This window comes from Pseudomonas sp. 21LCFQ010, from assembly GCF_024129905.1.
GTDB lineage: Bacteria > Pseudomonadota > Gammaproteobacteria > Pseudomonadales > Pseudomonadaceae > Aquipseudomonas.
Window position 1 is genome coordinate 54717 of the sequence record NZ_JAMYDZ010000015.1, and the last position, 20733, is coordinate 75449.

Consider the following 20733-nt stretch of genomic DNA (forward strand, 5'->3'; position numbering starts at 1 on the left):
TCAGGCCTGAGTCGCGTACTTGGCCAGGGTCGCGTCGTTTTTCAGCACATCGAGGGTGTTGGCGTGAACGTCCTCGGCGGTGACGTCAGCTTTGTTGAAGATCTTCGAGAAGTTGTCGTGAGTGACAGCCGCGAAACGCGCACGGTCTTGTGGCGCAACACCCAGAACCACCGCGTAGGTGGTCAGTGCTTCACCCTGACCCATGGCCATGTCCTTGCTCAGCTCGTCCATCATGCCGTTCATGGCAATCCAGGATTTGCCGCCGTAGGTCAGCGCGCCATTGGTGGAACAGCCGTTGGTACCGCTGGTCATGCCGAAGGTGGCGTTACCGGAGGTGCCGTTGGTGGTGGACGCCAGGAAGTGAGCAGGAGTGCCGCGCTGGCCTTCAAACAGCATGTTGCCCCAGCCGCAGTCCGGGCCGCCTGGCGCTTGGGCCATGGCGTTGAAAGATGCAGCGGCGAAGAGCGTTCCAAGAAGAATCCGTTTCATAGCTTTATTCTCTTTCTGGTCAACCTGAGTGGTCGGGTGCATGCGTCATTGCATTAGTGCAAAAAGGCCATACTGGCCAGTATGCGCAGGTTGGAGTCTAGGCGGCGTAGCGGGGTTCCGTGATTTATTACGGTTTATTGGGAGGTTTTGACATCCGTCAGCCTATTGAGCGTGGCAATGGGCAGCGGGTAGCGTGCAACTGTCTTGCAAGTGGTGTCCGGCGAGCGCCAGAATGCCCGCATCTGCCCCGCCTGATGTAAGGAACACTGATGCCCGATTCCGTTGCTGCCAGCCTGCGTCTGGCGCCACAAGCGCTGACCCGTCCATTCTCTGCTGAACAGTTCGCTTTCAAGACCACCAATGATCTGGAACCCTTTCGCGGCGTACTCGGCCAGGAACGTGCCGTAGAGGCCCTGCAGTTTGGCGTGGCGATGCCGCGACCCGGTTACAACGTGTATGTCATGGGCGAGCCTGGCACCGGCCGGTTTTCGTTCGTCAAACGCTACCTCAAGGCCGAAGCCAAGCGTTTGCAGACCCCCTCCGACTGGGTCTATGTCAATAACTTCGACGAACCCCGCGAGCCGCGTGCCGTGGAGCTGGCGGCCGGCAGTGCGCAGGCGTTCATCGCCGACATCGCCGGGTTGATCGATAACCTGCTGGCAACCTTTCCGGCGGTGTTCGAGCACCCGACCTACCAGCAGAAAAAAAGCGCCATCGACCGCGCCTTCAACCAGCGCTATGACCGCGCTCTGGATGTGATCGAGCGTCTGGCGCTGGAAAAGAGCATTGCCCTGTACCGCGACAGCTCCAACATCGCCTTCACGCCCATGACCGACGGCAAGGCACTGGATGAAGCCGAGTTTTCCCAACTGCCGGAGGCTGAGCGCGAGCGTTTCCATGAGGACATCGCCGACCTGGAAGAGCGCCTGAACGAAGAGTTGTCGAGCCTGCCGCAATGGAAGCGCGAGTCCAACAATCAGCTGCGCCAGCTCAACGACGAAACCATCATTCTGGCCCTGCAGCCATTGCTGGCGCCGTTGTCGCAGAAGTATGCCGAGACAGCGGCGGTGTGCGCCTATCTGCAAGCGCTGCAGGTCAACCTGATCAAAACCCTGGTCGAGGAACTGGTTGACGATGCCAAGACCGACGCCCAGGCGCGCAAAATGCTCGAAGAGCAGTACAGCCCCAGTCTGGTGGTGGGCCATACCCATGATGGTGGTGCACCGGTGGTGTTCGAGTCGCACCCGACCTACGACAACCTGTTCGGCCGCATCGAGTACAGCACTGATCAGGGGGCGCTTTACACCAGCTACCGGCAGTTGCGCCCCGGCGCCTTGCACCGCGCCAACGGCGGTTTCCTGATTCTGGAGGCGGAAAAGCTGCTGGGCGAGCCGTTCGTCTGGGATGCGCTTAAACGTACCCTGCAGACGCGCAAGCTGAAGATGGAGTCGCCACTGGGCGAATTGGGCCGTGTGGCGACCGTTACCCTTACCCCTCAGGTCATTCCCTGGAGCGTCAAGATCGTCATCATCGGTTCGCGCTCGCTGTACTACACCTTGCAGGACCTGGATCCGGATTTTCAGGAGATGTTCCGGGTGCTGGTGGACTTCGACGAAGAGATCCCGATGGTTGACGAGACCCTGGAGCAGTTCGCCCAGTTGCTCAAGACCCGCACCACAGAGGAGGGCATGGCGCCGTTGACCGCTGATGCGGTTGCCCGTCTGGCCACCTACAGCGCACGGCTGGCCGAGCATCAGGGGCGCTTGTCGGCGAAGATCGGCGACCTGTTCCAGCTGGTCAGCGAAGCCGACTTCATTCGCCACCTGGCCAATGAAGAGTTCACCGATGCCGGGCATATCGAACGGGCCCTCAAGGCCAAGGCCACCCGCACCGGGCGGGTCTCGGCGCGGATTCTCGACGACATGCTGGCCGGGGTCATCCTGATCGACACCGATGGTGCTGCGGTAGGCAAATGCAATGGCCTGACCGTGCTGGAAGTGGGTGACTCGGCGTTCGGCGTGCCGGCCCGGATCTCGGCCACGGTGTATCCCGGTGGCAGCGGTATTGTGGATATCGAGCGGGAGGTCAACCTTGGCCAGCCGATCCACTCCAAGGGGGTGATGATCCTCACCGGTTACCTGGGCAGCCGCTATGCCCAGGAATTCCCGCTGGCGATTTCAGCCAGCATCGCCCTGGAGCAGTCTTACGGTTATGTCGATGGTGACAGCGCCTCATTGGGCGAGGTCTGCACCCTGATCTCGGCGTTGTCGCGCACCCCGCTCAAGCAGTGCTTCGCGATTACCGGTTCGATCAACCAGTTTGGCGAAGTGCAGGCGGTCGGTGGGGTCAACGAGAAGATCGAAGGCTTCTTCCGGCTGTGCGAGGCACGCGGCCTGACCGGCGAGCAGGGCGCGATCATTCCGCGTTCCAACGTCGCGACCCTGATGCTTGATGAGCGGGTCTTGCAGGCTGTGAAGGCCGGGCAGTTCCACATCTACGCCGTCAGCCAGGCCGATGAGGCTCTGAGCCTGCTGGTCGGTGAGCCGGCCGGTGCGCCAGACGACAATGGCCAGTTCCCGGAGGGCAGTGTCAACGCCCGTGTGGTTCAGCGGCTGCGTGATATCGCCGAGATGCTCAGCGCTGAAGAGCTAAGTGAAGAACTCGAAAAGGAGCCTGCGCAACTGCAGCCTGAACTCAAGGCTTGACCCTATGGGCTGTGATGCCGGACGAAGTTCGCATTCTCCGGCATCCGTTCATCCATCCCTCGCTTACCGTGGGGTTTTTCTTCTATGCTGTTGGATCAATACAGTCGCCAAATGGATTGGCAGGCCGCTGCACCGTTGCAGCTGGCAATCAGCTTGAAGAGGAGGAACTCGCCATGGTGCGACGTCTCTGCCTGACCCGCCAGTGTCTGGGCCTGGTGACCCGGATCGAATGCGTGATCCGGCCACTGGGCGATAACGGCCTGTGGACCCTGCTGTTCGCGGCGGGCATGTCCGGTGAACAACCTTCGGCCATCAAGGCTCAAGGGCCTTTCCAGGGCGCGCGTGCTGCCGAGTCCGTGCTGCAGGCGATTGCCGACAGTCTGGCGTTGAACGGCTATCAGTGTTCTGACGATATCCCGATCTGGAGCCTGCATCTGCAGGGCGAACTGCGCCGGCTCAATACCGATCCGTCGCACTGCCAGCACTCCTCGTTGTTCTAGTGTGGCGCCGCCCTTGATGGGCCGGTGCAGCCGCCGGGCAGTGGCGTTTGCTGCGACATTTTGTCGCGAGCCAAGAGCCATCACTTCTCGCTGATATACTCGCGCGTCTTCTCCCACACCTTGCGAGTTTCAATGGAACGTTTTTTTGAAAATGCCATGTATGCGTCGCGCTGGCTGCTGGCACCGATCTATTTCGGCCTGTCGCTTGGCTTGCTGGCGTTGGGCCTGAAGTTCTTCCAGGAGATCTTCCACGTTCTGCCCAATGTCTTCTCCCTGGCTGAAGCCGATCTGATCCTGGTCCTGCTGTCGCTGATCGATATGGCACTGGTGGGTGGCCTGCTGGTCATGGTGATGATTTCCGGCTACGAAAACTTCGTTTCGCAACTGGATATCGATGAGCACAAGGAGAAGCTCAACTGGCTCGGCACCATGGACTCCTCTTCGCTGAAGATGAAAGTCGCGGCATCCATCGTGGCCATTTCGTCCATTCACCTGCTGCGGGTGTTCATGGATGCCAGCAATATCGAGACCGAACACCTGAAATGGTACGTGATCATTCACATGACCTTCGTGATTTCGGCATTTGCCATGGGCTATCTGGACAAGCTCACCAAGCATTAATGACAGGGTTGCGCTGGCAGCGATAGGGGCTGGCGGCGCAACTATGCTAGGCTGCTCGCCCTTTTATCCGGGGTGTTCGAGTGGCCTGCCGGTCAGTCGGACGTTCCACATGCGGAGCAGCATCATGTCCGAAGTCAATCTGTCTACCGACGAAACCCGCGTCAGCTACGGCATTGGCCGCCAGTTGGGCGATCAACTGCGCGACAACCCGCCGCCAGGTGTGGATCTGCAAGCCATCATCACCGGCCTGACCGACGCCTTCAACAACCAGCCAAGCCGTGTGGGTCAGGAAGAGCTGTCCTCGGCGTTCAAGGCGATTCGTGAAGTCATGCAGGCTGAAGCGGCTGCCAAGGCCGAAAAAGCCGCTGCCGCTGGCGTCGCCTACCTGGCCGAGAACGCCAAGCGTGAAGGCGTGACCACTCTGGCGTCGGGCCTGCAATTCGAAGTGCTGACAGCGGGTGATGGCGCCAAGCCGACCCGTGAAGACCAGGTGCGTACGCACTACCACGGCACCCTGATCGACGGCACTGTATTCGACAGCTCCTACGATCGTGGTGAGCCGGCCGAATTCCCGGTGGGCGGCGTGATCGCTGGCTGGACCGAGGCCCTGCAACTGATGGGTACCGGCAGCAAATGGCGCCTGTACGTGCCGAGCGAACTGGCCTACGGCGCGCAAGGCGTGGGCAGCATCCCGCCGCACAGCGTGCTGGTGTTCGACGTCGAGCTGCTGGCTGTTCTGTAAGCCGTTGCCGAGTCTGCTGAACGCGCCGTTGCGGCTCGTTCAGCAGTCAGGCGTGTCAAGTTTCATCACGCCGTTCCAAACTCACCCATCGGGCGCAACGCTCGCGCATAGCAAAACAGAAACAGGTTTCGCACCAGCTCCTTGAGCACCACCGGCTCGCTGGAGTTGAGGACATTGACGTCCAGATCACCTTGTTCACGTAACTCTTCCAGAGCGTCCTGTTCCAGTACGGCGCAGACTTCACCTGTCTCGCGATGAAGAATCCGCAGGTAAGGGTGCGGGCGATCCAGCCATGCATCGATCAAATAAGTCATATTCCATCTCCTGTTCCGATGAGGTGAGAATAATTCCTATTACGATAATAGCAAGCCTCTATTGAGATTAATTCGCATTTTCTGTCGAGCGGTTGACGCCGGGCAATAAAAAGCCCGTCACAAGGACGGGCTCTTGGTGGTGCGTGCTGACGGTCAGTGGGTACGCGCGACAGCGAACTCGCTGAGTTCAACCAGCGCATCGCGGTACTCGCTGGGCGGCAAGGCTTCCAGGCAGGCGATGGCGCGGGCTGCGTAGTCGCGCGCCAGTTGCGCGGTGTAGTCCAGGGCGCCTGCGCTTTCTACGGCATTACGGATGCTTTCGAGGTCTTCCAGGCCGCCTTTCTGAATGGCCTGGCGAACCAGGGCTGCCTGTTCGGCGGTGCCTTCACGCATGGTGTAGATCAGCGGCAGGGTCGGCTTGCCTTCAGCGAGGTCGTCGCCAACGTTCTTGCCCAGGGTTTCGGCGTCGCCACGGTAGTCGAGCAGGTCGTCCACCAGTTGGAACGCCACGCCCAGATGGTCGCCGAAGGTGCGCAGCGCTTCACTCTGTTCGGCACTGGCGCCGCACAGGGCTGCTGCACTGTGGGTCGATGCTTCGAACAGCATGGCGGTCTTGCCGCGGATCACTTCCATGTAGATTTCTTCAGTGGTGCTGGCGTCGCGTACTTTCGACAGCTGCAGCACTTCACCTTCGGCAATCACCCGAGTGGCTCTGGAGAGAATCTGCATGACCGGCATCGAACCCAGTTCGACCATCATTTCGAACGAGCGCGAATACAGGAAGTCACCGACCAGCACGCTCGGCGCGTTGCCCCACAGGGCATTGGCTGTCGAGCGGCCACGGCGCATGCCGGACATGTCGACCACGTCGTCATGCAGCAGGGTGGCGGTGTGCAGAAATTCGATGGTGGCGGCCAGCAGGCGCAGGTCGTCGCCTTGATGGCCCAGGGCTTTGCCGCCCAGCAACACCAGCAACGGACGCAGCCGTTTGCCCCCGGCGGAGGTAATATAGTCGCCGATCTTCGAGACCAGCGGTACACGCGACGTCAGTTGCTTCTTGATGATCAGGTCAACGGCAGTAAAGTCGTCCGCCACCGCGCGGTAGAAGGCTTGGGGTTGCATCAGCGACAGGTGCTCCACATAGGTTGCGCCGCATGCTAGGTTGCGGGTACAGGTGTGTCAAGGTATGCAAGCCCGGCCCTTGCAAGGTAATCACCGCTTGCGTACAATCGCGCACCCTTACTTTCTTGGGCATTACCTGCCTTACGCAATTGCATCGAGGTCTCCAGCCTGATGCAGCCATGCCAGCCGACACTATTCCTATAAAGAGCTGGGTGAGCAGGATTTTCGGAGAGACACCATGTCTTACGCAGTTATTGTTACCGGCGGCAAGCAGTACAAAGTCGCCCCAGGTGAATACCTGAAAGTTGAAAAACTGGAAATCGCCACTGGCGAATCCGTTACTTTCGACCGCGTTCTGCTGGTCGGCAACGGTGACGACGTCACCATCGGTGCTCCAGTTGTTGCTGGCGCTACCGTTGTAGCCGAAGTGGTTTCGCAAGGTCGTCACGACAAGGTTCGTATCATCAAGTTCCGTCGTCGTAAGCACCACATGAAGCGCCAGGGCCACCGTCAGTGGTACACCGAGATCAAAATCACCGGTATTCAGGCGTAATCCAGCCTAATCCTCATTTGGAGAATTGACTCATGGCACACAAAAAAGCCGGCGGTAGTACCCGCAACGGTCGCGACTCAGAAAGTAAACGTCTTGGCGTTAAAATCTACGGCGGCCAGGCAATCATTCCGGGCAACATCATCGTTCGTCAGCGCGGCACCGAGTTCCACGCTGGCTACGGCGTTGGCATTGGCAAGGACCACACCCTGTTCGCGAAAGTGGAAGGCACTGTGAAGTTCGAAGTCAAAGGCGCCTTCGGTCGTCGTTACGTGAGCATCGTTCCGAAGGCTGAAGCCTCGGTAGCGTAATCACGCAGTTGCATGAAAAGCCCCGTCCTGCGACGGGGCTTTTTCGTTTTGGTGGTGGTGAGTCTCTTGCAAAACGGTTTTTGCAGGCGCTTGTGATACGGGCCTTTCGGCTCGCCGTTTTCTGATCGGTGTCGCAGTGCTATTTTTGCAAGAGGCTTATGAATTCATGTGGTTCGGCTCGTCCTTGTGGCGGGAGCAGGCGTTATGAAATTTGTTGATGAAGTATCGATTCGGGTAAAGGCCGGTGACGGCGGCAACGGTTGCATGAGCTTCCGGCGTGAAAAATTCATCGAGAACGGCGGTCCCAACGGCGGTGACGGTGGTGACGGTGGCTCGGTGTACATGGTCGCTGACGAAAACCTCAATACCCTGGTGGATTACCGCTACACGCGGCATTTCGATGCTCAGCGCGGTTCCAACGGTGGCAGCACGGACTGCACCGGTGCCAAGGGTGAAGACCTGTTCCTGCGCGTGCCGGTCGGCACCACGGTGATCGACGCCGGTACCCAGGAGGTCATCGGCGACCTGACCAAGGCCGGTCAGAAGCTGATGGTCGCTCAGGGCGGCTGGCACGGCCTGGGCAACACCCGTTTCAAGTCCAGCACCAACCGTGCGCCACGCCAGACCACTCCGGGCAAACCGGGCGACCAGCGTGACCTGAAGCTGGAGCTCAAGGTGCTGGCTGACGTCGGCCTGCTGGGCCTGCCGAATGCTGGCAAGAGCACCTTCATTCGCTCGGTATCGGCCGCCAAGCCAAAGGTGGCGGATTATCCGTTCACCACGCTGGTGCCGAACCTTGGGGTGGTCAGTGTCGACCGCTGGAAGAGCTTCGTCATCGCGGACATTCCGGGGCTGATCGAAGGTGCTTCGGACGGCGCGGGCCTGGGGATTCGTTTCCTCAAGCACTTGGCGCGTACCCGTCTGTTGCTGCACCTGGTGGACATGGCGCCGATGGATGAAACCAGCCCGGCCGACTCGGCCGAGGTGATCATCAATGAGCTGATCCGCTTCAGTCCGGCGCTGGCTGATCGCGACCGCTGGCTGGTGCTGAACAAGTGCGACCAGTTGCTCGAAGATGAGCAGGAGCAGCGCAAGCGTGAAATCGTCGAGCGGCTGGGCTGGACCGGCCCGGTTTATGTGATCTCGGCCATTGCCCACGAAGGCACCGAGCGTCTGTCGCGCGACATCATGCGTTACCTCGAAGACCGTGCTGATCGCCTGGCCCATGACCCGGCCTATGCCGAAGAGCTGGCTGAACTGGATCAGCGCATCGAAGATGAGGCGCGTGCCCAGTTGCAGGCGCTGGACGACAAGCGTGCCCTGCGCCGCAGCGGCGTGAAGAGCGTCGACGATGTCAGTGATGACGACGATTGGGGCGATGATCTGGACGACGAAGACGGCCCGGAAATCATTTATGTCCGTGACTGATGGCGGGTCGTAACTTGCAGTAAACTAACGCCGCTTTCGAGCGGCGTTTTCGTGCCCTGAAAGCCGAATTGAAAAACTCTCTGGCTAAGGTTGGATGATGATGCGCAGCAAAGTGACGGGTGCCCGGCGCTGGGTCGTGAAGATTGGCAGTGCTTTGCTGACTGCTGATGGCAAGGGCCTGGATCGCTCGGCAATGAGTGTCTGGGTTGAACAGATGGTGGCGCTGCATGAGGCGGGCGTCGAACTGGTGCTGGTGTCCTCCGGGGCGGTGGCGGCCGGGATGAGCCGTCTGGGCTGGACGACCCGACCGAGTGCCATGCATGAGCTGCAGGCGGCAGCGGCTATCGGCCAGATGGGGCTGGTACAGGCCTGGGAGTCGAGCTTTGCCGAGCATGACCGGCACACTGCGCAGATTCTTCTGACCCACGACGACCTGTCGGACCGCAAGCGTTATCTCAACGCCCGCAGCACCTTGCGTGCGCTGGTCGAGCTGGGGGTGGTGCCGGTCATCAACGAGAACGACACGGTGGTCACCGATGAGATCCGCTTCGGTGACAACGACACCCTGGCGGCGTTGGTGGCAAACCTGGTCGAGGCCGATCTGCTGGTCATCCTGACGGATCGTGACGGCATGTTCGATGCCGACCCGCGTAATAACCCTGATGCCCAACTGATTCTTGAGGCGCGTGCCGATGATCCGGCGCTGGACGCCGTTGCCGGTGGCACAGGCGGTGCGCTGGGGCGTGGCGGTATGCAGACCAAACTGCGCGCTGCGCGTCTGGCGGCGCGTTCCGGTGCGCACACCGTGATCGTCGGTGGGCGTATCGAGCAGGTGCTGGCGCGGCTCAAGGCCGGCGAGCAACTCGGCACCCTGTTGTCGCCGGAGCGCGAAATGCTTGCGGCGCGCAAGCAGTGGCTGGCCGGGCATCTGCAGACCCGTGGCACGCTGGTGCTCGATGATGGCGCGGTCAGCGCGCTGGTCTCGGATAACAAGAGCTTGCTGCCGGTCGGTGTCAAGCTGGTCCAGGGCAGTTTCCGGCGTGGCGAGATGGTTGTCTGTGTGGCGCCGGATGGTCGTGAAGTGGCGCGTGGGCTGAGCAACTACAGCGCCGTCGAGGCGCAGAAGATCATCGGTCAATCGTCTGATGCCATCGTTCGGGTGTTGGGCTACATGGCTGAGCCTGAGCTGGTGCATCGCGACAATCTGATTCTGGTGTGAGGTGGTTCATGCGCGTGTTCAGGCTGGGAATCGGATTGTTGCTGGCCTGGCCGCTGCTGGGCTGGTCCTTGCAGGCTGCTGCTGAAGAGATTGGCCAGGTGTCGACGGTTTTTAAACTGCTCGGCGCCAACGACCGGATTGTGGTCGAGGCATTCGACGATCCCAAGGTCGAGGGCGTGACCTGCTACCTGTCGCGGGCCAAGACCGGTGGGGTCAAAGGCAGTCTGGGGCTGGCAGAGGACCGCGCCGAGGCGTCGATTGCCTGTCGTCAGGTCGGGCCGATCCGCTTCGAGTTGCCGCTCAAGGATGGTGAAGAGGTGTTCAAGGAGCGTACCTCGCTGGTGTTCAAGACCATGCAGGTGGTGCGCTTTTTGGACGAGAAGCGCAATACGCTGGTGTATCTGGTCTACAGCGACCGCCTTATCGAAGGCAGCCCGCAAAATGCGGTGACTGCGATTCCGATCCTGCCGTGGCGTGAGGCTGAAAAGCCTTAGCAGGCTGTACCTGACCTGACCGGCAATCTCCGGACTCTGCAAAACCGTCATTATTTGGCAATGCCGTAGTAGTAAATTGCCGGTATTACAGGGCATGGATGTTTTGCAGTGATCCGGAGGTCATTTTCCTCGCTCAGCTCTCTGCAGCTGTTGTTGCTGGCATTTTGTGCTGTGACCCTGGCATTTCTCTGGGTGCGGCACTTTCAGCATCAAGCCTCCTCTGCTGATGAAGCGCTGGCTGCCAAGGCGGCAGAGCATCTGAATCTGGCTGCAATAGCCGGGCAGAATCTGCGCCAGCTGGTCGATCGGGCCCAGGTCATTGGTGAGGTCGTGCGTGACGATTTCGGTGGCACGGCCAATAGCCGGCAGGGGCTGGTGCGCATGCTTGCCGAAGACCCGGTGTTCAAGCGCATGAGCCTGTATGGCCTGGATGGGCGGCTGCTGTCTGCCAGTCACATGGATGAACCGAGTCGCTTACCGGTGCTGTGGCTTGAGCAATTGGCCGACCATTCCATGCAATACGGGCTCAAGCCGCTGTTGCCGCTCGTTGCTCGCGCGCAGGATGCGCCTTCGCTGCCCAGTTGGCGCTTACCATTCATGTTGCCGTTGGTCGACTCTGCAAGCGGTACGCTCAATCGCATTCTGGTCGTGCAGCTGGATATCGGTTATCTGGCTGCACTGTTCGAGCGTATTGATCTGGGGCGCAGCGGCATGATGCGCTTGCTCGATGGTGCGGGTCAGGAGTTGCTGCGCATCAACAGCAGTGGGGTGGTGGTGGGTGGCGGCGCGCTTGAGCCGGGCTTTGCCGCTGTGCAGGAGCTTTCCGGGCAGTTGCTGCAGCAGGCTGGCCCAAGCCACTACCAAAGTCTGTATGTGCGCCTGCCGGAGCGCGGCTTTACCGTGGTGGTCAGCCAGGGTGTCGACGAAATCCTGCACGCCTCGCGTGAGTCGTTTCGTGGTCGGCTATGGCTGAACCTGAGCATGACGCTGCTGCTTCTGGGCTGCCTGTTGTGGACGCTGCGCCTGCTGCGCAAGCGCCAGGACGCCTTTGTTGCTTTGGAGCAGGCCCAGCAAGCCAATCAGGCGTTGATTGCCCGGCTTGAAGAGGAACACCGGCGTAGCAGCCATGCGGCCGCCACTGATCATCTCAGTGGTTTGCATAACCGCCGCCAGTTGCTCAAGGTCGCCATGCGGGCGCTGGGCAAGGGGCAGTTGATGGCGGTGCTGTTTATCGACATGGACCGTTTCAAGTCGATCAATGATTCGCTGGGTCACGAGATTGGCGACTTGCTATTGCAGGCGGTCGCCGGGCGGATCAGTTGGATGCTTGGGCCTGGAGACGAAGCCTCGCGTTTTGGTGGTGATGAGTTTGTCGTGCTGCTGGCCGGTGAGCGTAATGAGCGGCAGATAGATGCCTGGGTGCGTGCGTTGGTGCAGAAGTTGTCGGCACCCTACAGCCTGGCTGAGCATATGCTCAGTACCAGCCCTAGCGTCGGAGTAAGCCTGTATCCGCGTGATGGGCAGGCGGTCGATGAGCTTATTCGTGCTGCTGATGCAGCCATGTATCTGGCCAAGCGGGCCGGGCGCGGCCAGTACCGGTTCTTCGATGCCTCGCTGAATGTCGAGGAGGGCGAAAGTTTTGCGTTGGAGCAGGCTTTCGTCGAGGCGCTGCAGGGGCGGCAGTTCATTCTTCATTACCAGCCCCAGATGCGCCTGGATGATATCTCGCTCAGCAGTTGCGAGGCGCTGGTGCGATGGCAGCATCCGGTGCTCGGGTTGCTTTATCCGGACCGGTTTATCGCATTGGCCGAGCGCAGTGGGTTTATCGTCGAGCTGGGCTGGGAAGTGCTGCGTCTTGCCTGTGAAATGATGGCGCAGTGGTGTGCGCGAGGGCAGCCGATTCGTCTGGCGGTCAATGTGTCGGCCATTCAGTTGCGTCAGGCCGATTTTAGCCAGAGGGTCCTTGATGAACTCGACAGGCATGCCCTGAAGCCTGAGTGGCTTGACCTGGAAATTACCGAAACGGCCGTGCTGGAAGACGAAAACCTGGCGGTCGAGCATCTTCGTCGTCTGCGTGATGCGGGCTTGAATATCAGTCTTGATGACTTTGGCAAAGGTTATGCGGGGTTTGCCCACCTGCAAGCGTTGCCATTGACCAAGTTGAAGCTTGATCGTGCGCTGATTGCGTCCTTGTCGGGCGTCATGGATGACAGCCCGATTGTGTCGTCGACCCTCATCCTGGCCAAGCGCCTGGGACTTGAGGTGGTTGCGGAGGGAGTGGAGACCCGCGAGCAGATGCTTTACCTGAAGCGGGTAGGCTGCGATTTCGCCCAGGGTTATTACTTCAGCCGGCCGCTGTCGTTGCAGCAGTTGAGTGAGTACGTGCCGTTAGTCGATGAGCCGGAGCAGGTATGCGTGGAATAAGAGTCGTGTCGACGTTGCTGCTGCTCTGGCTGTTCACTGTGCAGGCTTATGCCCAGTGTCAGCAAAAGAGCTTGCGGGTGGCGGTCATACCCAAGAAAGGTATGGATGTGCTGCTGCATGAGTACCGGCCGTTGCTGGATCAGTTGAGCCTGAAGTTGAGCATGCCGGTGGAGATCGTCGCGTCTTCTTCTTATGAGAGCGTTGTCGATGCGATCGTCTCGGGCGGGGTGGATATCGCCTGGCTGGGGCCGGCCTCTTATATCCTGGCGCATGGTCGTGACCCGCGTATCGAGCCGTTTGCCAGCCTGACCATTGATGGCGGGTATTTCACGCCGCCGGGGCATCACTATCAGGCGCTGTTGTTGGTGCGTGCCAGCGAGTTCGACAGCCTTGAGGCGCTGCGTGGCAAGACGGTCGCCTTGAGTGATCCGGTCAGTACCTCGGGCAGCCTGATCCCTAACGCCGAGTTTGCCCGGCTGACCGGTCTGCCGCTTGCGCAGTTTTTCGGTTCGGTGAGCTACTCAGGCTCGCATGACAAATCCCTGGATGCGTTGCTGGGCAAGCGCATTGACGCGGTGTTCGTGGCCAGCGTGCGCGCCGATGCCTATCTGCGCGAGGGGCGCATGCAGCAAGACAGCTTGCGCGTGCTGTGGCGTTCAGAGCCGATTTACTACGACCCCTACGTTTTTAGCGGCAGCCTGTGTGATGAGTTGAAGCGCGCTATTGGCTCGGTAATGCTGGGCGACAGGGCGGTGCTGGGCGACTTTCTGAAGTCGCAGGGGGCGTCTGGGCTGGCGCCGGTCAGTCATGCCGAGTACGCGCCGCTGCAACAGTTGATGCAGGGCAGATAGAAAACGCGGGCATAAAAAAACCGACCCTCAGGTCGGTTTTTTCAAGAACAGGTCAATCAGGCGGCTTCTTTCAGGGCCTTGATGTGACCGTTCAGGCGGCTCTTATGACGAGCAGCCTTGTTCTTGTGGATGATGCCTTTGTCGGCCATACGGTCGATGACAGGCACAGCCAGAGTGTAAGCAACTTGTGCTTTTTCTGCGTCTTTTGCGTCAATGGCTTTAACTACATTCTTGATGTAGGTACGAACCATGGAACGCAGGCTGGCGTTGTGGCTGCGACGCTTCTCAGCCTGTTTTGCACGTTTTTTGGCGGAAGGTGAGTTGGCCACCGTCAAGCTCCTCGAAAGACTGTTATGAAATAGCTAACAAATAAGGCCGCGAATCATGCCGATGTGCCCAATGAATGTCAAGGGCGGATACAAGTTTACGCCGAGTGGTCTTGCGCCTTGCCGGTGATTCATTTCCGGCGCCGGGGCTGTACACTCGCGGACTTTGGCTTCGGGCTTTTTTGGGCCGCGGAGTATCGCATAAATGGACGACAGCAAACAGCGTCCTTTGCTCGAGGCGAATTGTTGCGCTAATGAATCTGCTCAAGTCACTGGCTGCGGTCAGCTCCATCACCATGTTGTCCCGGGTTCTGGGGTTCGTGCGCGATACCATCATCGCCCGGGCGTTCGGTGCCGGGATGGCCACCGATGCGTTTTTCATCGCTTTCAAGCTGCCCAACCTGCTGCGGCGAATCTTTGCCGAGGGGGCGTTTTCGCAAGCATTCGTGCCGATCCTGGCCGAGTACAAGAACCAGCAGGGCGAGGAGGCGACCCGCACCTTCATCGCTTATGTCTCGGGGCTACTGACCCTGGCCCTGGCGGTGGTGACCCTGCTCGGTGTGCTGTTTGCGCCCTGGATCATCTGGGCGACAGCGCCGGGCTTTGCCGACACGCCGGAAAAGTTCGCCCTGACCTCCGACCTGCTGCGGGTGACCTTTCCTTATATATTGCTGATTTCGCTGTCTTCGCTGGCGGGGGCGATTCTCAATACCTGGAATCGCTTTGCCGTGCCGGCCTTTGTGCCGACCCTGCTCAATGTCAGCATGATCGTGTTTGCACTGTTGCTGGTGCCGTACTTCGATCCGCCGATCATGGCGCTCGGTTGGGCGGTCCTGGTCGGTGGCCTGCTGCAGCTGCTTTATCAGTTGCCGCACCTCAAACGCATCGGGATGTTGGTGCTGCCGCGCCTGAACCTGCGTGATGCGGGTGTCTGGCGGGTGATGAAGCAGATGCTGCCGGCGATTCTCGGCGTGTCGGTCAGTCAGATTTCGCTGATCATCAACACCATATTCGCCTCTTTTCTGGTGGCAGGCTCGGTGTCATGGATGTATTACGCCGACCGCCTGATGGAGCTGCCGTCCGGCGTGTTGGGTGTGGCGCTGGGCACCATCCTGTTGCCGATCCTGGCCAAGACCTACGCCGACCGTGACCGTCATGAGTATTCGCGGATTCTCGACTGGGGGCTGCGCCTGTGCTTTGTGCTGGTATTGCCCTGCACCCTGGCGCTGGGGCTGATTTCCGAGCCGCTGACGGTTGCGTTGTTCCAGTACGGCAAGTTCGATGATCACGACGCGCTGATGACCCAGCATGCGCTGATTGCCTATTCGGTTGGCTTGCTGGGGATCATCCTGATCAAGGTGCTGGCGCCGGGGTTCTACGCGCAACAGAATATCCGCACGCCGGTGAAAATCGCGATTTTCACGTTGATCGTCACTCAATTGCTCAACCTCGCGTTTATCGGGCCCTTGCAGCATGCCGGCCTGGCGCTGGCGATCAGTGTCGGCGCGACGATCAATGCCTTGTTACTGTTCTGGCAACTGCGTCGTCAGCAGTTGTTCCAGCCGCAACCGGGCTGGCCGCTGTTCCTGCTCAAACTGTGCGTGGCGGTCGCTGTCATGGCCGGCGTGCTGCTGGGGGTGATGCAGTTGATGCCGGCCTGGGCAGAGGGCGGTATGCTCGAGCGCTTCGTTCGTCTGGGGATTCTGGTTGCGGCCGGGGTCGTGGCCTACTTTGCCATGCTGCTGTTGCTGGGCTTTCGCCTGAAGGATTTTGCCCGCAAGGCGATCAACACGTAACGTGCCTGTCGTCCTTGTCCCTCTGTAGGTATAATCGGCCACTTTATGAGCAAGATGTGCGTTATGCAGCTGGTTAGAGGCCTTCACAACCTGCGCCCCCAGCACCGGGGTTGCGTCGCCACGATTGGCAACTTCGACGGTGTACACCGCGGCCACCAGGCTATCCTGGCGCGCCTGCGTGAGCGCGCCGCCGAACTGGAGCTGCCCAGCTGCGTGGTGATCTTCGAGCCACAGCCGCGCGAGTTCTTTGCCCCCGACACCGCGCCGCCGCGCCTGGCGCGGTTGCGCGACAAAGTCGAGCTGTTGCGCGCAGAGGGCGTTGACCGGGTCCTGTGCCTGTCATTCAATCAGCGCTTCAGCCAACTCAGCGCCACCGAGTTCGTCGAGACCATTGTTCTTGATGGCCTCGGTGTGAAGCACCTTGAAGTGGGTGACGATTTTCGTTTTGGCCATGACCGTTCCGGTGATTTCGATTTCCTGCAACGTGCCGGCGCCGCCCACGGGTTTACTGTCGAAGCGGCGCAGACCGTCGAGATCGATGGCCTGCGGGTCAGTAGCACCAAGGTACGCAAGGCGCTGGCCAGCGCCGACTTCGACCTTGCCGAACAACTGCTGGGCCGCCCGTTCGCGATTTCCGGGCGCGTCCTGCATGGCCAGAAGCTGGCCCGCCAGCTCGGTACGCCGACCGCCAATGTGCAGCTCAAGCGCCGCCGCGTGCCGCTGAGCGGGGTCTATCTGACCAGCACCCTGATTGACGGCCAGGTCTGGCCGGGGGTTGCCAATATCGGCGTGCGTCCGACCGTGGCCGGCGATGGCAGTGCCCACCTCGAGGTGCATCTTCTGGATTTTGCCGGTGATCTCTATGGCCGGCGTTTGACGGTGGTTTTCCACCAAAAGCTGCGTGATGAGCAGCGCTTTGCCTCACTGGAGGCGCTCAAGACGGCGATCAATGCGGATGTCGCCGCCGCCCGTGCCCATTGGCATGGCCAACCGCTAACCAAGAGCCTGAAATGACCGACTACAAAGCCACGCTAAATCTTCCGGACACCGCCTTCCCGATGAAGGCCGGCCTGCCCCAGCGCGAACCGCAAACCCTGCAGCGCTGGGACAGCATTGGCCTGTACCAGAAGCTGCGCGAAATTGGCAAGGACCGTCCCAAGTTCGTCCTGCACGACGGTCCGCCCTATGCCAACGGCAAGATTCACATCGGTCATGCACTGAACAAGATCCTCAAGGACATGATCGTGCGTTCCAAGACCCTGGCCGGTTTTGACGCGCCTTACGTGCCCGGCTGGGACTGCCACGGCCTGCCGATCGAGCACAAGGTCGAGGTCACCCACGGCAAGAACCTGTCGGCCGACAAGACCCGTGAGCTGTGCCGTGCCTATGCGGCCGAGCAGGTCGAGGGCCAGAAGGCCGAGTTCATCCGCCTGGGTGTGCTGGGCGAGTGGGACAATCCCTACCTGACCATGAACTTCGCCAACGAAGCCGGAGAAATCCGTGCACTGGCCGAAATGGTCAAGGGCGGCTTCGTATTCAAGGGCCTCAAGCCGGTCAACTGGTGTTTCGACTGCGGCTCGGCCCTGGCTGAAGCGGAAGTCGAGTATCAGGACAAGAAGTCGCCGACCATCGACGTTGCCTTCCCGATTGCCGACGACGCGAAACTGGCTGCCGCTTTCGGCCTTGCGGCGCTGCCCAAGCCCGCCGCGATCGTGATCTGGACCACCACCCCGTGGACCATCCCGGCCAACCAGGCACTGAACGTTCACCCTGAATTCAGCTATGCGCTGGTCGACACCGGCGAGCGCCTGCTGGTGCTGGCTGAAGAACTGGTCGAGGCGTGCCTGGCGCGCTACAAGCTCGAAGGTTCGGTGATCGCCACTGCCACCGGCAAAGCGCTTGAGCTGATCAATTTCCGCCATCCGTTCTACGACCGTCTGTCGCCGCTGTACCTGGCCGAGTACGTCGAGCTGGGTGCCGGCACCGGTGTGGTACACAGTGCCCCGGCTTACGGCGTGGACGACTTCAACTCGTGCAAGCACTACGGCATGAGCAACGATGACATCCTCAGTCCCGTGCAGAGCAACGGCGTGTATGTCGAGTCGCTGGAGTTCTTCGGTGGCCAGTTCATCTTCAAGGCCAACCAGAACATCGTCGACAAGCTGGCTGAAGTCGGCAACCTGATGCACACCGAGACCATCAGCCATAGCTACATGCATTGCTGGCGGCACAAGACCCCGCTGATCTACCGTGCCACGGCACAGTGGTTCGTCGGCATGGACAAGCAGCCGGCTGCCGGTGCCAACCTGCGCGAGCGTTCGCTCAAGGCCATCGACCAGACCAAATTCGTCCCGGCCTGGGGCCAGGCGCGTCTGCATTCGATGATCGCCAACCGGCCTGACTGGTGCATCTCGCGCCAGCGCAACTGGGGCGTGCCGATTCCGTTCTTCCTGCACAAGCAAACCGGCGAACTGCACCCGCGCACTGTCGAGCTGATGGAGCAGGTCGCCCAGCGCGTCGAGCAGCAAGGCATCGAGGCCTGGTTCAAGCTCGATGCTGCCGAGCTGCTCGGTGACGAAGCGGCCAGCTACGACAAGATCAACGACACCCTCGACGTGTGGTTCGACTCCGGCACCACGCACTGGCATGTGCTGCGTGGCTCGCACAATATCGGCCACGACAGCGGCCCGCGCGCCGACCTGTACCTGGAAGGCTCCGACCAGCACCGCGGCTGGTTCCACTCCTCGTTGCTGACCGGTTGCGCCATCGACGGGCATGCGCCGTACCGCGAGCTGCTGACTCACGGCTTCACGGTCGACGAGAACGGCCGCAAGATGTCCAAGTCGCTGGGCAATACCATCGAGCCGCAGAAGGTCACCGACACGCTGGGCGCCGATATCCTGCGTCTGTGGGTTTCGGCCACCGACTACTCCGGCGAAATGGCCGTTTCCGAGCAGATCCTGCAGCGCAGTGCCGACGCCTACCGGCGGATCCGCAATACCGCGCGCTTCCTGCTGTCGAACCTGTCCGGCTTCAACCCGGCCACCGACCTGCTGCCGGCTGAAGACATGCTGGCGCTGGACCGTTGGGCGGTGGATCGCACCCTGCTGCTGCAGCGCGAGCTCGAAGAGCACTACGGCGAATACCGCTTCTGGAACGTCTACTCGAAGATCCACAACTTCTGCGTGCAGGAGCTGGGCGGTTTCTACCTCGACATCATCAAGGACCGTCAGTACACCACGGGCGCCAACAGCGTCGCGCGGCGTTCCTGCCAGACCGCTCTGTTCCACATCTCTGAAGCGCTGGTACGCTGGATCGCGCCGATCCTGTCGTTCACTGCCGACGAGCTGTGGCAGTTCCTGCCGGGCGAGCGCAACGAGTCGGTGATGCTCAACACCTGGTATCAGGGCCTGAGCGAGCTGCCAGCCGGTTTCGAGCTGGACCGCGCCTATTGGGAGCGGGTCATGGCGGTGAAGGTTGCGGTCAACAAGGAAATGGAAAACCTGCGTGCTGCCAAAGCCATCGGCGGCAACCTGCAGGCCGAAGTGACCCTGTACGCCGAAGAGGCGCTGAGTGCCGATCTGGCCAAACTCGGCAACGAACTGCGGTTCGTCCTGATCACCTCGACTGCCACCGTCGCGCCGTTCGTTTCGGCGCCGGCCGATGCGGTAGTGACCGAAGTCGAAGGGCTCAAGCTCAAAGTGGTCAAGTCCGGGCATGCCAAGTGCGCCCGTTGCTGGCATCACCGCGAAGACGTGGGCAGCCACGCCGAGCATCCGGAAATCTGCAACCGCTGCGTAGACAACATCAGCGGTGCCGGCGAGGTGCGTCACTATGCCTGACTCGGGGCTGGATAAGGGCACCGGCCGGTTCGGCCGGCTGTCCTGGTTGTGGCTGAGCCTGCTGGTTCTGGTCGTTGACCAGGTCAGCAAGTACTACTTCGAGAACTCGTTGAACCTGTACCAACAGATCATCGTGATTCCGGATTACTTCAGCTGGACCCTGGCATATAACACCGGCGCAGCGTTCAGCTTCCTGGCGGACGGCGCCGGCTGGCAGCGCTGGTTGTTCGCCGTGATTGCGCTGGTGGTCAGCGCGGTGCTGGTGGTCTGGCTCAAGCGCCTGGGGCGCGATGAGACCTGGCTGGCGGTCGCCCTGGCACTGGTGCTGGGCGGCGCCATCGGCAACCTCTACGACCGCGTCGTGCTGGGCCATGTGATCGACTTCATTCTGGTGCACTGGCAGAACCGCTGGTACTTCCCGGCGTTCAACGTGGCCGACAGCGCGATCAGCGTCGGCGCGGTGATGCTGGCGCTGGATATGTTCAAGAGCAAGAAAAGTGAAGAGGCTGTTCATGACTGAACAATCATCAGCGGGCGATATCCGTATCGGCCAGAACACCCAGGTGACGCTGCACTTTGCCTTGCGCCTGGAAAACGGCGACACCGTGGACAGCACCTTCGACAAGTCGCCAGCGACCTTCAAGGTCGGCGACGGCAACTTGCTGCCAGGCTTTGAAGCGGCGATCTTCGGCTTCAAGGCCGGTGATCACAAAAGCGTGCGCATCCCGCCCGAAGGTGCCTTTGGTCAGCACAACCCGCAAAACGTGCAAATCATGCCACGCTCGCAGTTCGAGGGCATGGAACTGTCCGAAGGGCTGCTGGTGATTTTCAACGATGCCGCCAATACCGAGTTGCCGGGTGTGGTGAAAGACTTCGATGAGCAGCAGGTGACCATCGATTTCAACCATCCGCTGGCCGGCAAGACCCTTGATTTCGAAGTGCAGATCTTCGAAGTCGTGGCGCTGGATTCGTAACGTTTTTCGCGGCTGAAGCCGCTCC

The 20733-nt window shown here is 60.5% G+C and carries 20 protein-coding genes; 16 read left to right on the forward strand and 4 right to left on the reverse strand.

The window, feature by feature from the left end:
• Window positions 1-489, reverse strand: coding sequence for a DUF3015 domain-containing protein (locus NJC38_RS17520; RefSeq protein ID WP_045483712.1), 489 nt, complete (start codon window positions 487-489; stop codon window positions 1-3).
• 269 nt (window positions 490-758) lie between these two features.
• Here NJC38_RS17520 and NJC38_RS17525 point away from each other — a divergent pair, with 269 nt between their 5' ends.
• The 4 genes from NJC38_RS17525 to NJC38_RS17540 all read left to right on the forward strand — a co-directional run bounded on the left by NJC38_RS17525 (window position 759) and on the right by NJC38_RS17540 (window position 5057).
• Window positions 759-3194 carry a Lon protease family protein gene (locus NJC38_RS17525; RefSeq protein WP_253116198.1) on the forward strand — a complete coding sequence of 812 codons (2436 nt, stop codon included), beginning with the start codon at window positions 759-761 and terminating at the stop codon, window positions 3192-3194.
• A 173-nt stretch (window positions 3195-3367) separates the two neighbouring features.
• Window positions 3368-3694: a hypothetical protein gene (locus NJC38_RS17530; protein WP_045483706.1), complete on the forward strand. Its 327-nt coding sequence runs from the start codon at window positions 3368-3370 to the stop codon at window positions 3692-3694.
• Between the two features lie 132 nt (window positions 3695-3826).
• Window positions 3827-4315, forward strand: a complete 489-nt coding sequence (locus tag NJC38_RS17535; protein ID WP_045483703.1) for a TIGR00645 family protein — start codon at window positions 3827-3829, stop codon at window positions 4313-4315.
• Between the two features lie 124 nt (window positions 4316-4439).
• On the forward strand, window positions 4440-5057 hold the full coding sequence (locus NJC38_RS17540; protein WP_045483700.1) for an FKBP-type peptidyl-prolyl cis-trans isomerase: 618 nt from the start codon (window positions 4440-4442) through the stop codon (window positions 5055-5057).
• A 65-nt stretch (window positions 5058-5122) separates the two neighbouring features.
• On the opposite strand, the gene NJC38_RS17545 is transcribed toward NJC38_RS17540, so the two are convergent.
• Together NJC38_RS17545 and NJC38_RS17550 are read right to left on the reverse strand one after the other, a co-directional pair.
• On the reverse strand, window positions 5123-5371 hold the full coding sequence (locus tag NJC38_RS17545; RefSeq protein WP_045483697.1) for a hypothetical protein: 249 nt from the start codon (window positions 5369-5371) through the stop codon (window positions 5123-5125).
• A 153-nt stretch (window positions 5372-5524) separates the two neighbouring features.
• A complete protein-coding gene (locus NJC38_RS17550) occupies window positions 5525-6493 on the reverse strand; it encodes a polyprenyl synthetase family protein (RefSeq protein WP_045493863.1) in 969 nt (322 codons plus the stop codon).
• Between the two features lie 238 nt (window positions 6494-6731).
• Between NJC38_RS17550 and rplU the strand changes: the two genes are divergently transcribed.
• From rplU to NJC38_RS17585, 7 genes are all read left to right on the forward strand, one after another.
• The gene (gene rplU, locus NJC38_RS17555; protein ID WP_045483694.1) at window positions 6732-7046 is read left to right on the forward strand and encodes a 50S ribosomal protein L21; all 315 of its coding nucleotides are present in this window, start codon (window positions 6732-6734) and stop codon (window positions 7044-7046) included.
• A gap of 32 nt (window positions 7047-7078) precedes the next feature.
• A complete protein-coding gene (rpmA, locus tag NJC38_RS17560) occupies window positions 7079-7354 on the forward strand; it encodes a 50S ribosomal protein L27 (RefSeq protein ID WP_045483692.1) in 276 nt (91 codons plus the stop codon).
• Between the two features lie 204 nt (window positions 7355-7558).
• A complete protein-coding gene (gene cgtA / locus NJC38_RS17565) occupies window positions 7559-8782 on the forward strand; it encodes an Obg family GTPase CgtA (protein WP_253116200.1) in 1224 nt (407 codons plus the stop codon).
• A 100-nt stretch (window positions 8783-8882) separates the two neighbouring features.
• Entirely contained in the window at window positions 8883-10001 is a 1119-nt protein-coding gene (proB, locus tag NJC38_RS17570) for a glutamate 5-kinase (protein ID WP_253116283.1), read from the forward strand.
• An 8-nt stretch (window positions 10002-10009) separates the two neighbouring features.
• On the forward strand, window positions 10010-10495 hold the full coding sequence (locus NJC38_RS17575) for a CreA family protein (protein WP_045483688.1): 486 nt from the start codon (window positions 10010-10012) through the stop codon (window positions 10493-10495).
• A gap of 108 nt (window positions 10496-10603) precedes the next feature.
• Window positions 10604-12919 (forward strand): EAL domain-containing protein, encoded by a 2316-nt coding sequence (locus NJC38_RS17580; protein ID WP_253116202.1) that lies wholly within the window; start codon window positions 10604-10606, stop codon window positions 12917-12919.
• Window positions 12907-13770 (forward strand): phosphate/phosphite/phosphonate ABC transporter substrate-binding protein, encoded by an 864-nt coding sequence (locus NJC38_RS17585; protein ID WP_052483354.1) that lies wholly within the window; start codon window positions 12907-12909, stop codon window positions 13768-13770. The genes NJC38_RS17580 and NJC38_RS17585 overlap by 13 nt, the downstream gene beginning before the upstream one ends.
• A gap of 56 nt (window positions 13771-13826) precedes the next feature.
• Here the strand turns inward: NJC38_RS17585 and rpsT are convergent, their stop codons facing one another.
• Window positions 13827-14099 (reverse strand): 30S ribosomal protein S20, encoded by a 273-nt coding sequence (gene rpsT / locus NJC38_RS17590; protein WP_045483684.1) that lies wholly within the window; start codon window positions 14097-14099, stop codon window positions 13827-13829.
• 251 nt (window positions 14100-14350) lie between these two features.
• On the opposite strand from rpsT, the gene murJ reads away from it, so the two are divergent.
• The 5 genes from murJ (at window position 14351) to NJC38_RS17615 (ending at window position 20708) form a co-directional block, all read left to right on the forward strand.
• The gene (murJ, locus tag NJC38_RS17595) at window positions 14351-15892 is read left to right on the forward strand and encodes a murein biosynthesis integral membrane protein MurJ (RefSeq protein WP_253116204.1); all 1542 of its coding nucleotides are present in this window, start codon (window positions 14351-14353) and stop codon (window positions 15890-15892) included.
• Window positions 15893-15955: 63 nt separating this feature from the next.
• Window positions 15956-16906: a bifunctional riboflavin kinase/FAD synthetase gene (gene ribF / locus NJC38_RS17600; protein ID WP_253116206.1), complete on the forward strand. Its 951-nt coding sequence runs from the start codon at window positions 15956-15958 to the stop codon at window positions 16904-16906.
• Complete coding sequence (gene ileS / locus NJC38_RS17605; protein ID WP_253116208.1) at window positions 16903-19734, forward strand: isoleucine--tRNA ligase; 2832 nt, start codon at window positions 16903-16905, stop codon at window positions 19732-19734. The genes ribF and ileS overlap by 4 nt, the downstream gene beginning before the upstream one ends.
• The gene (gene lspA, locus NJC38_RS17610; protein ID WP_045483672.1) at window positions 19727-20254 is read left to right on the forward strand and encodes a signal peptidase II; all 528 of its coding nucleotides are present in this window, start codon (window positions 19727-19729) and stop codon (window positions 20252-20254) included. The genes ileS and lspA overlap by 8 nt, the downstream gene beginning before the upstream one ends.
• Window positions 20247-20708: a peptidylprolyl isomerase gene (locus NJC38_RS17615; protein WP_045483670.1), complete on the forward strand. Its 462-nt coding sequence runs from the start codon at window positions 20247-20249 to the stop codon at window positions 20706-20708. The genes lspA and NJC38_RS17615 overlap by 8 nt, the downstream gene beginning before the upstream one ends.
• Window positions 20709-20733: the final 25 nt, after the last annotated feature.